This window comes from Rahnella sp. AA (assembly GCF_002834385.1).
GTDB lineage: Bacteria > Pseudomonadota > Gammaproteobacteria > Enterobacterales > Enterobacteriaceae > Rahnella.
Window position 1 is genome coordinate 203,651 of record NZ_PITQ01000009.1, and the last position, 12,586, is coordinate 216,236.

The window sequence follows — 12,586 nt, forward strand, 5'->3', positions numbered from 1 at the left end:
AGAACATCTTTGATGAATAAAAAATCGATTTACGTTGCCTACACCGGCGGCACCATTGGTATGCAGCGTTCTGAACAGGGTTACATTCCGGTTTCCGGCCATTTACAGCGACAACTGGCACTGATGCCGGAGTTCCACCGCCCTGAAATGCCGGAATTTACCATTCAGGAATACGCTCCGCTGATGGATTCTTCCGATATGACGCCGGAAGACTGGCAACATATTGCCGACGATATTCAGGCTCATTACGATGAATACGACGGTTTCGTGATCCTGCATGGCACCGACACGATGGCATTCACGGCGTCAGCACTTTCCTTCATGCTGGAAAACCTCAGCAAACCGGTTATTGTGACAGGGTCACAAATCCCTCTCGAAGCTTTGCGTTCTGACGGGCAAATTAACCTGCTCAATTCGCTGTATATCGCGGCGAATCATCCGGTCAACGAAGTCACCCTGTTCTTCAATAACCGCCTGTATCGCGGCAACCGCAGTACTAAAGCGCATGCCGACGGTTTTGATGCTTTTGCCTCACCCAACCTTTCTCCGTTGCTTGAAGCCGGGATCCACATCCGCCGCCTTTCCACGCCGTCGCTGCCAGAGGTTCCCGCAGCGAAACTGAAAGTCCATCACATTACCCCGCAGCCTATCGGCGTCGTCACCATTTATCCGGGGATTTCCGCTGAAGTTGTGCAAAACTTTCTGATGCAGCCGGTAAAGGCGCTGATCTTGCGGTCATACGGCGTGGGTAATGCTCCGCAAAAAGGTGATTTGCTGAAAGTGCTGAAAGAGGCTTCTGAGCGCGGCATCGTGGTGGTCAATCTGACTCAGTGTATCTCCGGACGCGTCAATATGGGCGGCTATGCAACAGGCAATGCGCTGGCGCATTCCGGCGTAATCAGCGGGTTCGATATGACCGTGGAAGCCGCACTGACCAAATTGCATTATTTGCTGAGTCAGTCGCATTCTCCGGAAGAAATCCGCAAGCTGATGCAGCAAAATCTGCGTGGTGAACTGACCGAATAAGGGGCGATATGAAATCTGCATTGTTGCTGGTCGATCTGCAAAACGATTTTTGCCGGGGTGGCGCTCTGGCCGTGAACGACGGGGACGCAGTCATTGCCGTCGCGAATCAGATGATGTCATGGTGCAAAAAGCGCGATATTCCCGTGGTGGCGTCGCAGGACTGGCACCCTGCAGGACACAAAAGTTTTGCCGCAAACTCGCATCAGGAAGCCTGGACTTCAGGCGAGCTGAACGGGTTATCGCAAGTCTGGTGGCCTGTTCACTGCGTTCAGCAGGAACCGGGCGCGGAGTTTCATGCGTCCCTGAATACCCGGCTGCTGGATTTTGTGGTGCAAAAAGGCACGGACGCAGAAATCGACAGTTACAGCGCTTTCTTCGATAACGGCCACCGTGCGACTACCGTGCTGAACGGCTGGCTGAAGGCCGCGCAGATTTCGCATCTCTATGTCATGGGGCTGGCGACAGATTATTGTGTGAAGTTCACGGTGCTGGACGCACTGGCGCAGGGGTATGCGGTCACATTGCTGACCGATGGCTGCCGTGGCGTGAATATCGGGCCACACGACAGCGCTCAGGCGGTGGAAGCAATGCGTGAGGCTGGCGCACAGATTGGGACTTCGGCAGTGCTGATCGGGTGAGCCCCCGGTTTTGCCCCACTCCGGCTGCAAAAAAGGCGCTTAACGCGCCTTTCATCACTTCACACAAACCGCCAGCTCACTCAGGTTTGAGTTTAATCAGCGTGTCCTGGGCAAACTGTTGTTTCAGTTCCTGCTTACTTTTGGTGACAATCTGTCCGTCGGTGCCGATGCTCATATGTTGTGCCTCGACATTGTGACGCGACTGATACAGCATCACAGCCTGCAAGCTGTACTCTTTCTGCTCAGGCGTCAGCGGCACGCCGTCGGGCCATTTTCCGAGTTCGACAGCCAGTGCCAGGCGCGCGTAGATTTCCGGCGTCATCACATCAATAAGTTGATTAATTTCCATCTGAGGCCTTATGTCCGCTGAGATTATTCATGCAATTTTGAATAATAGCTGAATCGATTTTGTCGGTAAGATTACAACAGTGTTTTCGACACGTTTAACCGGTGATTTTATCGCCACTCTTAGCATTAGTGAAACTCATTGAAGCAGAATTTACGCAATAACGCTCGCCGGTAGGTTGCGGACCATCAGGGAAAACATGCCCCAGATGTGCATCACAGTTCGAGCAGCGGATCTCCATACGCTCCATATTGTGCGAAATATCAGTAAGATATTTAACTGACTCTTTGCACAGTGGCTGACTGAAACTTGGCCAGCCGCATCCGGAATCGTATTTAGCCCCGGAACAAAACAGCGGTGTATGGCAGTTCAGACAATGGTAAAGGCCGTCACGTTTGTTATGCAGCAGTTTTCCAGAATACGGCGCTTCTGTTCCGTGACTCCGGGTTATATGACTTTTTATTTCAGTGAGTTGCGAGAGGAAGAAAAAGGATTTGGTAACAACGCCCATGATTATCGTTCTCTGACGAATTTAAAAATCAACTAAAATAACAGTTTATAATAACAAAAAATTAACAACACGTCTGCCTCTTTTGTCCTAAACTGTATGCCATCAGCGTTGCCCGACTCACAACTTGTGATGGCGATCACACTCCTGATCTTCCGGCACTTTATATTCAGTTTTTCGCCCACATATGGTTGTAAGCCGATTAAAAAAACGGAACGTGCAATAAGCGAGCAACAGTAGGTCGTCGCTTTGACTTACAGCAATAATTGACACGATTCCGCTTGACGCTCAGCAAGGTTTTTGTAATTTTACAACCAACCTTTTATTCACTAAAAAAATAGCTGGTGGAATATATGACTATCAAAGTAGGTATCAACGGTTTTGGCCGTATCGGTCGCATTGTTTTCCGTGCTGCTCAGGAACGTTCTGACATCGAGATCGTAGCAATCAACGATCTGTTAGACGCGGACTACATGGCATACATGCTGAAGTACGACTCAACTCATGGTCGTTTCAACGGGACTGTTGAAGTTAAAGACGGTCACCTGGTTGTTAATGGCAAAACCATCCGTGTTACCGCTGAGCGTGATCCAGCTAACCTGAAATGGAACGAAGTTAACGTTGACGTTGTTGCTGAAGCAACTGGCCTGTTCCTGACTGACGAAACAGCACGTAAGCACATCGCTGCTGGCGCTAAAAAAGTGGTTCTGACTGGTCCATCTAAAGATGACACCCCAATGTTCGTTATGGGCGTAAACCATAAAGAATACGCAGGTCAGGAAATCGTTTCTAACGCATCTTGCACCACTAACTGCCTGGCACCACTGGCTAAAGTTATCAACGACAAATTCGGTATCGTTGAAGCACTGATGACCACTGTTCATGCAACTACCGCAACTCAGAAAACCGTTGATGGCCCGTCTCACAAAGACTGGCGCGGCGGCCGCGGCGCATCCCAGAACATCATCCCTTCTTCTACCGGTGCTGCTAAAGCAGTAGGTAAAGTCATCCCAGCTCTGAACGGTAAACTGACAGGTATGGCGTTCCGCGTTCCTACCCCTAACGTTTCTGTTGTTGACCTGACTGCTCGTCTGGAAAAACCGGCTTCTTACAAAGAAATTTGTGCAGCAATCAAAGCCGCTTCTGAAGGCGAACTGAAAGGCGTTCTGGGCTACACCGAAGACGACGTTGTTTCTACCGATTTCAACGGTGAAAAACTGACTTCCGTGTTCGACGCTAAAGCAGGTATTGCTCTGAGCGACACCTTTGTGAAACTGGTTTCCTGGTACGACAACGAAACTGGCTACTCAAACAAAGTTCTGGACCTGATTTCTCACATCTCCAAATAATTGGCTGATGTTGATGAACTGATTAAAGGGCGACGAAAGTCGCCCTTTTGCTTTCTGTCGGATGCACTTTCTTATCAGCACATGAGTGCGATCAAACAGATAGGTTTGGTTCATGTGTAGTCTTGGTTCTAAATCGTGATTGTTATAACTCTGACAGGACTTTAGATAATGACAGAACAACTCTTTTCTCTTCCGGTCGTGAATCAAATTTCAGCAACTATCAGCCAGCGTCAGATTGACGAGCTGCCGGTGATTGTTGTTTCTCATCCAAAAGTAAAAGCGGCAGTGGCCTTACAAGGTGCGCATTTATTATCATGGCAGCCTGCGGGCGAAGCGCCTGTGCTGTGGATGAGCAGCGCCAGTGCGTTCAAAGACGGCGTAGCCATCCGCGGAGGCATTCCAATTTGCTGGCCCTGGTTTGGTCCGGCAGGTAAACCTTCTCACGGTTTTGCGCGTAACTTCCCGTGGGCTCTGACAGACCATACAGAAAGCAATGAAGGCGTTATCCTGACCCTCACGCTGAAAAGTTCTCCTGAAAGTCTGGAACTGTGGCCGCACGAATTTGTGCTGACTGCACGCTTCACGTTGGGCGAAACTTGCCACATTGAGCTGGAATCTACCGGCGACTTTAAAGCCAACAGCGCCCTGCATACCTATTTTAACATCGGTGATATTGCTGACGTGACAGTCAAAGGCCTTGGTGCTCACTTCATTGATAAAGTTGATGGTGCAAAAGTGAAAGAGGAAGGCGGCGATCTGACCTTCACCGGGCAGACTGATCGTATCTACACCCAGCCTCAGGCAGTCAGCGAGATTGTTGACCCGGTGCTAAAACGCACGCTGGTTGTTGCACACGAAAACAATGCTGACGTTGTTGCCTGGAACCCGGGCTCTGCACTGTCTGTCAGCATGGCCGATATGCCGGATGACGGTTATAAAACCATGGTCTGCGTGGAAACAGCACAAGTTTCTCATCAGCATACTTCTACGCATGCTGCACCGGCGCGTCTGGCTGTCACTTTCTCCATCCGTAAATAACGGTGTGAGTTTGTTTGCAGCAGAAATGACAAAGGGGCCAAATGGCCCCTATTTTTGTCGCTTTTTTTGACGAGTGCCGTCACTTCAGACCATATCCAGCGGCGTTTTATGGCGCGGTGCCGGAAATACTTTATCAATTTGTGCTATTTCGTCTTCTGTCAGATTTAGCGTTAATGCTGCGGCATTCTCTTTCACATGCTGTGGCTGGACCGCTTTAGGAATGGCAATCACGTTACCGCTTCGCACTACCCATGCCAGTGCAATCTGCGAACTGCTGACCCCGCGCGCTTTGGCAATTTGCTGCATGACTGGTGCGGTCAGAACGTCATGACGTAATTGCCCTGCCTGTGCAAGCGGGCAATATGCCATAACAGGAACCGCGTGCTCCTCACACCACGGGAGCAGATCAAACTCAATCCCCCGAGCGGCCGCATGATATAGCACCTGATTGGTCATACATTTCATACCCCCGGGGACTTTCCACAGCGACTGCATGTCTTGCGTATCCAGGTTTGATACTCCCCAGCGGCGGATTTTCCCCGCCTGCTGCAATTTTTCCATCGCGGCCACCGTGTCATGTAACGGAATCGAACCACGCCAGTGCAGCAGGTACAAATCTATGCAATCAGTCTGCAATCTTTTGAGGCTCTGCTCACAAGCCGTGATGGCTTTCGCACCACCAGCGTTATGGGGATACACTTTTGACACCAGAAAAACATCATCACGGCGCCCGGCAATAGCTTCACCCACCACCCTTTCGGCCCCGCCTTCCGCATACATTTCTGCGGTGTCGATCAGGGTCATGCCGGCATCCAGCCCTTGTTTCAATGCATTGACTTCTGAACGAAATTCACTATTTCGTTCGCCCATATACCAGGTACCTTGCCCGATTGCGGGTACTGTCGTGCCATCAGGCAATTGCACAGTCTTCGCTTTCATCTGTTTCCTCCTGCCGGGTCATACAAAAAAGAGTGGTGAACTATAAATGTGCAAATGGGGCGAAACGCCCCATTAATGTGCAGATTGCGCACCATAAAAGTGCCAGCTTAATTAAAAACTGTAGGTCACACCCGTCCACAATACACCCGTCCAGTCATTTTCGATGATCGGGCTATCAGTAACTTCACTGGACAAACGCAGGTAGCGGCCGGTTACGAAAGCTTGCCACGCTGGCGTGAAGTTGTATTTTGCAGAAATTTCAACATACGGGCTAAAGCTGTCACCCGCAGAATAACTGTGGAAACCGCTACGGCGCGATTCGTCTTTGGTCACGCCGTAATAGTAGTCGTTGAGATTTGAGCTGAACCAGGTCACACCAACGCCTGGCACAACGGCCCAGTTAGCGCCTTTAATCGCATAAAGATAACCCAGATCGGCGGTCATGCCGTTGCTGGTATCAAGGGTATCGGCGTTAAAGCTGGCGCGGATTGTCCCCCACTGCGCATTATGCGAATAAGCCAGGCCCGCCATCAGCGTTGAATGACGTTTATCCAAACGTTTCATGCGGTTATCGTCGCTGTCGCTTGGATCAAAACTTAACGGGAAGTAGCTGGCCGTGACGCTCAGCTTGTTAGCATCATCATTCCACAGGTAATAACCGGCCATCAGGGTATGGAAGTAGAAATCATCATTATCGTAATTGATGATTGGCACCGGATAAACGTGATCGTTATCACCACGATAAGGATCGGGCGCGACCAGGGCAGAGGCACCCAACTGCCAGGTTCCGGCGACAGCGGCATGGCTGAAAAGCACTGCCGAGCCCACGATGGACAGTGTTTTTAGGTTCAAAATCTTCATTGTCTTAATTCCATTAAGTAAAAAATCGTCGGTAGTGTAAATGAAGCGTAAGGGCCACGCTTAGCATTTCTCGTTCTCTAAAAACCTTACCCTGAAAAAACGAAGCGATCGCACAATTTATATGCAAAATATGAAATAAAAATGACTAAAGAAATAACTTCCGCTCTGCAAAGCACGTCCTGCAAGGCTTCTCAGAGCATTCCGGTCAACTGAGTCATTGAAATGACTTAAAAAACGGCGAAACCAGAGAGGAAATTTTCTTAATGCCAAACTACGCTTATAAATAGATGAAAGACTTAGCCTGAACGGTCACCCGTCCCACCGATTTATGACAGTTTTCAAATCATCGCAACTGTCAGCGTCAAAGGGGTTCTGCAAGTTGGCATAAGGGTTGCTGTATTCAGGTGGGAGATCTTTCTTCCGGGGGCTTAGCTCTCATTAACCTGTGCTATACCCGAAGTCATTGAAGTTGCGCTAACGCTTCAAAAACGAAAGGTAAAATAACGAAGGACGGGCATCGTATGAACATATTTGACCATTATCGCCAGCGCTATGAGGCTGCCAAGGACGAAGAGTTCACACTGCAGGAATTTCTTACCATTGCACGGCAAGATCGCAGTGCTTATGTCAATGCGGCGGAACGTCTGTTGATGGCAATCGGTGAACCAGTGATGGTAGATACCGCGCTTGAACCACGCCTGTCGCGTTTATTCTCGAACCGTGTTGTTGCACGTTACCCTGCATTTGAAGAATTCTACGGCATGGAAGAGGCCATCGAGCAGATTGTCTCCTATCTGAAACACGCCGCGCAGGGGCTGGAAGAAAAGAAACAAATCCTCTATTTACTGGGCCCGGTGGGTGGCGGCAAATCGTCACTGGCCGAACGGCTTAAATCCCTGATGCAACGTGTACCGATTTATGTGCTGAGCGCCAACGGTGAACGCAGCCCGGTTAACGATCATCCGCTGTGTCTGTTTAATCCGCAGGAAGATGCGCATATTCTCGAAAAAGAATACAACATTCCTCCGCGCTATCTGGGCACCATCATGTCGCCATGGGCGGCAAAACGCCTGCACGAATTTGGCGGTGACATCACGAAATTCAGAGTCGTGAAAGTCTGGCCGTCGATTCTTGAACAAATCGCTATTGCCAAAACTGAGCCTGGCGATGAAAACAACCAGGACATCTCCGCGCTGGTCGGGAAAGTGGATATCCGTAAACTGGAAAACCACGCGCAGAACGATCCGGACGCTTACGGGTATTCCGGCGCACTGTGCCGCGCAAACCAGGGTGTGATGGAATTCGTCGAGATGTTCAAGGCACCGATTAAAGTGCTGCATCCGTTGCTGACCGCCACACAGGAAGGTAACTATAACGGTACCGAAGGGATCTCTGCCCTGCCGTTCAACGGGATTATTCTGGCGCACTCCAACGAGTCTGAGTGGGTGACGTTCCGTAACAACAAGAATAATGAAGCGTTTCTTGACCGTGTGTACATCGTCAAAGTCCCTTACTGCCTGCGCGTTTCCGAAGAGATGAAAATCTACGACAAACTGCTCAGCAACAGTGAACTCTCGCACGCGCCATGCGCGCCGGGCACATTGGAAACGCTGGCCCGCTTCTCCATTCTTTCGCGTCTGAAAACGCCGGAGAACTCCAGCAGCTATTCCAAAATGCGCGTCTATGACGGCGAAAGCCTGAAAGATACCGACCCGAAAGCCAAGTCTTACCAGGAATACCGCGATTATGCGGGTGTGGACGAAGGGATGAACGGGCTGTCGACGCGTTTCGCGTTTAAAATTCTGTCCCGCGTCTTCAACTTCGATCATGTGGAAGTCGCTGCGAACCCGGTCCATCTGTTCTACGTTCTGGAGCAGCAAATCGAGCGCGAGCAGTTCCCGCAGGATATCGCTGAAAAATATCTGGAACACCTGAAAGGCTATCTGATCCCGAAATACGCTGAATTCATCGGCAAAGAGATCCAGACGGCTTATCTGGAATCCTATTCAGAATACGGACAAAACATTTTTGACCGTTATGTCACCTATGCTGACTTCTGGATCCAGGATCAGGAATACCGCGACCCGGATACCGGACAGTTGTTTGACCGTGAATCCCTGAACGCAGAGCTGGAAAAAATCGAAAAACCGGCGGGGATCAGTAATCCAAAAGATTTCCGCAACGAAATTGTCAACTTCGTGCTGCGTGCCCGCGCCAACAACAGCGGCCGCAACCCAAACTGGACCAGCTACGAAAAACTACGCACGGTCATTGAGAAAAAAATGTTCTCAAATACCGAGGAATTACTGCCAGTTATCTCGTTTAACGCCAAGACGTCGACCGATGAACAGAAGAAACATGATGATTTTGTCGACAGAATGATGGAGAAAGGATATACACGCAAACAGGTTCGCCTGCTGTGTGAATGGTACCTGCGCGTGAGAAAATCCTCGTAACCAGAGAGGAGAGTTGGCAACGTCGTTTGGGGGAAATATGACTTATTTCATTGACCGTCGGCTGAATGGCAAGAACAAGAGCGCGGTGAACCGCCAGCGCTTCTTGCGCCGCTACAAGTCGCAAATCAAACAGTCGATTGCCGAGGCCATCAACAAGCGTTCGGTTACCGACGTGGACAGCGGGGAGTCGGTCTCGATCCCCAATTCTGATATTAACGAACCCATGTTTCATCAGGGTCGCGGTGGCTTACGCCACCGTGTTCACCCCGGCAACGATCACTTTGTGCAAAATGACCGTATCGAACGACCGCAAGGGGGCGGTGGCGGCGGCAGTGGTCAGGGCGATGCCAGCCAGGACGGTGAAGGCGAAGACGAGTTTTCTTTCCAGATCTCCAAAGACGAATACCTCGATCTGTTGTTTGAAGATCTGGCGCTTCCTAACCTGAGAAAAAATCAGCATAAACAGCTGACCGAATTCAAAACCCACCGCTCCGGCTATACGTCTAACGGCGTGCCGGCGAACATCAGTGTGGTGCGCTCTTTGCAAAATTCCCTGGCTCGCCGCACGGCGATGACTGCGGGAAAAAAACGGGAGCTGCGTGAGCTGGAATCGACGCTGACCGAGGTCGAACACAGCGAACCGGCGCAATTACTGGAAGAAGAACGGCTGCGTAAAGAAATCGCCGAGTTGCGGGCGAAAATCGCCAAAACGCCGTTCATCGACACCTTTGATTTACGCTACCGCAACTACGAGCGTCGCCCTGAGCCTTCCAGCCAGGCCGTGATGTTCTGTCTGATGGATGTCTCCGGTTCTATGGATCAGGCAACCAAAGACATGGCCAAACGTTTCTATATCCTGCTCTATTTGTTCCTGAGCCGGACGTATAAAAACGTTGACGTGGTCTATATCCGTCACCATACACAAGCTAAAGAAGTGGATGAACAGGAGTTCTTCTACTCGCAGGAAACCGGCGGAACCATCGTTTCAAGCGCACTGAAACTGATGGATGAAGTTATCCAGGAACGTTACGATCCGGCGCAGTGGAATATTTACGCCGCGCAGGCTTCCGATGGCGACAACTGGGCTGACGATTCCCCTCTGTGCCACCAGCTTCTGGCACAGAAGATCCTGCCGATGGTGCGTTATTACAGCTACATCGAGATCACCCGCCGTGCCCACCAGACGCTGTGGCGTGAATATGAAGTGTTGCAGGAGAAATTCGATAATTTCGCCATGCAACATATCCGCGAGCAGGAAGATATTTATCCGGTATTCCGGGAACTCTTCCACAAGCAGGTTCAGGATCACTAGCCTTTAACTCTTAAAAACAGCCGGTTAAGCCACTTTTACCGGCTGTTTTCCTTCTTTTTGAGTGCACATCCCCTTTCAATTGGATCAATGGCTTACTCATCGTTTTGAGGAACTACCTTCCTGCGTCTTCTAACATTGGCGTGCCGGTTCGGGACCGAATTTCTTCATGATAAAATCAAGAAAACTGCGTAATTTCGGCGTCACCCTGCGATCAGGAGCATAAAGAATATGCAGCGGACGGGTGGGTATCACATAGTCAGGTAAAATGCTGATCAACTCCCCTGATTCAATGTATTTTTCTACCAGCTCTGAAGGTTGCATGATAATGCCGAAGCCAGCCACGGCTGAAATTATCATTGCATCGCCGCTGTCCATCAGGAGTCTTCCCGCCACAGGGACACTTATCACACCTTCGGGCCCTTCAAAAAACCAATGCGCTCGTAAAGAGGTGTGGGAGAAAATCAGACACTCATGGTTAACCAGATCTTCCGGAGTGCTGAGAGCCGGAGCTTTCGCCAGGTAAGCCGGTGAGGCCGCGGCAATAAAACGGTATGGCATCAGGTCCCTGGCCATCAGACCGCTATCGGCCAGTTTTCCGACGCGGAAAATAGCATCGTATCCTTCGTCAATAAGATCAACCAGCCGGTTCGTCAGCGTAAGTTCTACAGAAACATCAGGGTTTTGCTGCAGATAAAGATGCAACTGGGGTGCAAGAGCATTGATACCAAATGTCACCGGTGCATTTATTCTCAGATGCCCGCGTGGCTTTGAATGGACTTCCTGAGCAAATGATTCCGCTGCTTCAACCTCAGCCAGGATTATCTTCGCGCGCTCATAAAAGTGCCGCCCTGCTTCAGTCAGCCCGTGCTGCCGCGTAGTACGATTTATCAGACGAACCCCAAGATAGTGTTCCAGTGCAGATACATTTTTACCCACCAGTTGTGGCGACATCGACAACGCATCTGCCGCCGCCGAGAAAGACCCCAGCTCCACGGCCTTCACAAATACACTCATGCTTGTCAGTCGATCCATTAGAAACAACCTGTTGTTAATATCAAAATAAAACCCAAATTTATCCTAATACTGCATATAACATACACTCTTTCCTCAGACATTTTATCCGCAAAGACAAAGGACAAATTATGGCAACCACCGGTCATCTGCTCGTCAGGGAGCATCCACTTTCCGCCGAGGGATCGGCTATTGAACAAACCGTTCTGGCCGGTATTGGTCAGCACTTTGCTTCCTTTGAGGGCTCACGCAGAGAGGTTTATGATGCGATGCTGGCGAAAACCCCAATTTCAGCCGGAATCGATTTACAGGAAGTCGACCAGGACGGCATCCGTGGCTGGTGGGTTCGCCCCACGGGCGCTCCTTCCGATAAAGCGATTCTTTTTCTACACGGTGGATGTTACATGCTGGGTTCCGCAGAGGCTTATCGTGGTTTCGCAAGCCAGGTTGCTGCCCGTACAGGGATTGCCGCTTTTGTGCTGGATTACCCGCTTGCACCCGAGCACCCTTTCCCCGCCGCATATGATGCCTGTTCGCGCGCCCGGCAATGGTTAGCCGCTCAGGGCATAGCGCAAATCGCGCTCGTCGGTGATTCAGCGGGTGGCGCATTGGCGCTGGCGATTTTAAATCACGAAACGAAATACCCTGCCGTTGCTTCCGTTGCGGTATTTTCACCCTGGCTGGACCTGGCGTTTAGTGGTCATTCTTTCCATTCACCCGAAACGCACGACCCTATATTTCACCCCCACGTACTCGAAGATGCCGCAACGACTTATCTTTCTGGTGCAAACCCGCAGGACGGGAGAGCCTCGCCCCTATATCAGATACCTGAGTGGCTGCCACCTGTCGCCATTCAGGTGGGCAGAGATGAGTTACTTCTGGATGATGCACGACGCTATGCGCAGGCTGCTGCAGAGAAAGGAGGACAGGTTAATCTGGATATTTTTGAAGGCTTGCACCATGTTTTCCAGAGTTCGGTGGCAGAGTTGCCCGCTGCGCGCTTTGCACTTGATGAAGCTGCTGCGTTTCTGAACACAAATTGGTCATAATTCGCGGTGACTACCGTTGCGGAATTTTCAGTCAGCAAGTCAGACACTTACAG

12 protein-coding genes are annotated in these 12,586 nt (G+C 50.5%); 7 read left to right on the plus strand and 5 right to left on the minus strand.

The window, feature by feature from the left end; genetic code table 11:
* Positions 1-12 precede the first annotated feature (12 nt).
* Together ansA and pncA are read left to right on the plus strand one after the other, a co-directional pair.
* Positions 13-1,026, plus strand: coding sequence for an asparaginase (gene ansA, locus CWS43_RS20550; RefSeq protein WP_101078942.1), 1,014 nt, complete (start codon positions 13-15; stop codon positions 1,024-1,026).
* A gap of 8 nt (positions 1,027-1,034) precedes the next feature.
* A complete protein-coding gene (gene pncA / locus CWS43_RS20555) occupies positions 1,035-1,664 on the plus strand; it encodes a bifunctional nicotinamidase/pyrazinamidase (RefSeq protein WP_101078943.1) in 630 nt (209 codons plus the stop codon).
* A 76-nt stretch (positions 1,665-1,740) separates the two neighbouring features.
* Here pncA and CWS43_RS20560 read toward each other — a convergent pair whose 3' ends face one another.
* Both CWS43_RS20560 and msrB read right to left on the minus strand, forming a co-directional pair.
* Positions 1,741-2,013, minus strand: a complete 273-nt coding sequence (locus CWS43_RS20560; protein ID WP_101078944.1) for a YeaC family protein — start codon at positions 2,011-2,013, stop codon at positions 1,741-1,743.
* A gap of 94 nt (positions 2,014-2,107) precedes the next feature.
* Entirely contained in the window at positions 2,108-2,521 is a 414-nt protein-coding gene (gene msrB / locus CWS43_RS20565) for a peptide-methionine (R)-S-oxide reductase MsrB (RefSeq protein WP_101078945.1), read from the minus strand.
* Positions 2,522-2,871: 350 nt separating this feature from the next.
* Here msrB and gapA point away from each other — a divergent pair, with 350 nt between their 5' ends.
* Both gapA and CWS43_RS20575 read left to right on the plus strand, forming a co-directional pair.
* Positions 2,872-3,867 (plus strand): glyceraldehyde-3-phosphate dehydrogenase, encoded by a 996-nt coding sequence (gene gapA / locus CWS43_RS20570; RefSeq protein ID WP_198555888.1) that lies wholly within the window; start codon positions 2,872-2,874, stop codon positions 3,865-3,867.
* 168 nt (positions 3,868-4,035) lie between these two features.
* Positions 4,036-4,905, plus strand: coding sequence for a D-hexose-6-phosphate mutarotase (locus tag CWS43_RS20575; protein ID WP_101078947.1), 870 nt, complete (start codon positions 4,036-4,038; stop codon positions 4,903-4,905).
* An 84-nt stretch (positions 4,906-4,989) separates the two neighbouring features.
* Here the strand turns inward: CWS43_RS20575 and CWS43_RS20580 are convergent, their stop codons facing one another.
* Complete coding sequence (locus CWS43_RS20580; protein WP_101078948.1) at positions 4,990-5,844, minus strand: aldo/keto reductase; 855 nt, start codon at positions 5,842-5,844, stop codon at positions 4,990-4,992.
* 111 nt (positions 5,845-5,955) lie between these two features.
* Positions 5,956-6,705: a MipA/OmpV family protein gene (locus CWS43_RS20585; protein ID WP_101078949.1), complete on the minus strand. Its 750-nt coding sequence runs from the start codon at positions 6,703-6,705 to the stop codon at positions 5,956-5,958.
* A 521-nt stretch (positions 6,706-7,226) separates the two neighbouring features.
* On the opposite strand from CWS43_RS20585, the gene yeaG reads away from it, so the two are divergent.
* Both yeaG and CWS43_RS20595 read left to right on the plus strand, forming a co-directional pair.
* The gene (gene yeaG, locus CWS43_RS20590) at positions 7,227-9,161 is read left to right on the plus strand and encodes a protein kinase YeaG (RefSeq protein WP_101078950.1); all 1,935 of its coding nucleotides are present in this window, start codon (positions 7,227-7,229) and stop codon (positions 9,159-9,161) included.
* Between the two features lie 37 nt (positions 9,162-9,198).
* Complete coding sequence (locus CWS43_RS20595; protein ID WP_101078951.1) at positions 9,199-10,473, plus strand: YeaH/YhbH family protein; 1,275 nt, start codon at positions 9,199-9,201, stop codon at positions 10,471-10,473.
* Between the two features lie 129 nt (positions 10,474-10,602).
* Here the strand turns inward: CWS43_RS20595 and CWS43_RS20600 are convergent, their stop codons facing one another.
* Positions 10,603-11,505: a LysR family transcriptional regulator gene (locus CWS43_RS20600; protein WP_101078952.1), complete on the minus strand. Its 903-nt coding sequence runs from the start codon at positions 11,503-11,505 to the stop codon at positions 10,603-10,605.
* Positions 11,506-11,615: 110 nt separating this feature from the next.
* Between CWS43_RS20600 and CWS43_RS20605 the strand changes: the two genes are divergently transcribed.
* Positions 11,616-12,533, plus strand: a complete 918-nt coding sequence (locus CWS43_RS20605; RefSeq protein WP_101078953.1) for an alpha/beta hydrolase — start codon at positions 11,616-11,618, stop codon at positions 12,531-12,533.
* Positions 12,534-12,586: the final 53 nt, after the last annotated feature.

Bases quoted from the DNA above. Each gene is read 5' to 3' on its own strand.
- ansA (WP_101078942.1), top strand. From the start codon at position 13: ATGAATAAAAAATCGATTTACGTTGCCTACACCGGCGGCACCATTGGT.
- pncA (WP_101078943.1), top strand. From the start codon at position 1,035: ATGAAATCTGCATTGTTGCTGGTCGATCTGCAAAACGATTTTTGCCGG.
- CWS43_RS20560 (WP_101078944.1), bottom strand. From the start codon at position 2,013: ATGGAAATTAATCAACTTATTGATGTGATGACGCCGGAAATCTACGCG.
- msrB (WP_101078945.1), bottom strand. From the start codon at position 2,521: ATGGGCGTTGTTACCAAATCCTTTTTCTTCCTCTCGCAACTCACTGAA.
- gapA (WP_198555888.1), top strand. From the start codon at position 2,872: ATGACTATCAAAGTAGGTATCAACGGTTTTGGCCGTATCGGTCGCATT.
- CWS43_RS20575 (WP_101078947.1), top strand. From the start codon at position 4,036: ATGACAGAACAACTCTTTTCTCTTCCGGTCGTGAATCAAATTTCAGCA.
- CWS43_RS20580 (WP_101078948.1), bottom strand. From the start codon at position 5,844: ATGAAAGCGAAGACTGTGCAATTGCCTGATGGCACGACAGTACCCGCA.
- CWS43_RS20585 (WP_101078949.1), bottom strand. From the start codon at position 6,705: ATGAAGATTTTGAACCTAAAAACACTGTCCATCGTGGGCTCGGCAGTG.
- yeaG (WP_101078950.1), top strand. From the start codon at position 7,227: ATGAACATATTTGACCATTATCGCCAGCGCTATGAGGCTGCCAAGGAC.
- CWS43_RS20595 (WP_101078951.1), top strand. From the start codon at position 9,199: ATGACTTATTTCATTGACCGTCGGCTGAATGGCAAGAACAAGAGCGCG.
- CWS43_RS20600 (WP_101078952.1), bottom strand. From the start codon at position 11,505: ATGGATCGACTGACAAGCATGAGTGTATTTGTGAAGGCCGTGGAGCTG.
- CWS43_RS20605 (WP_101078953.1), top strand. From the start codon at position 11,616: ATGGCAACCACCGGTCATCTGCTCGTCAGGGAGCATCCACTTTCCGCC.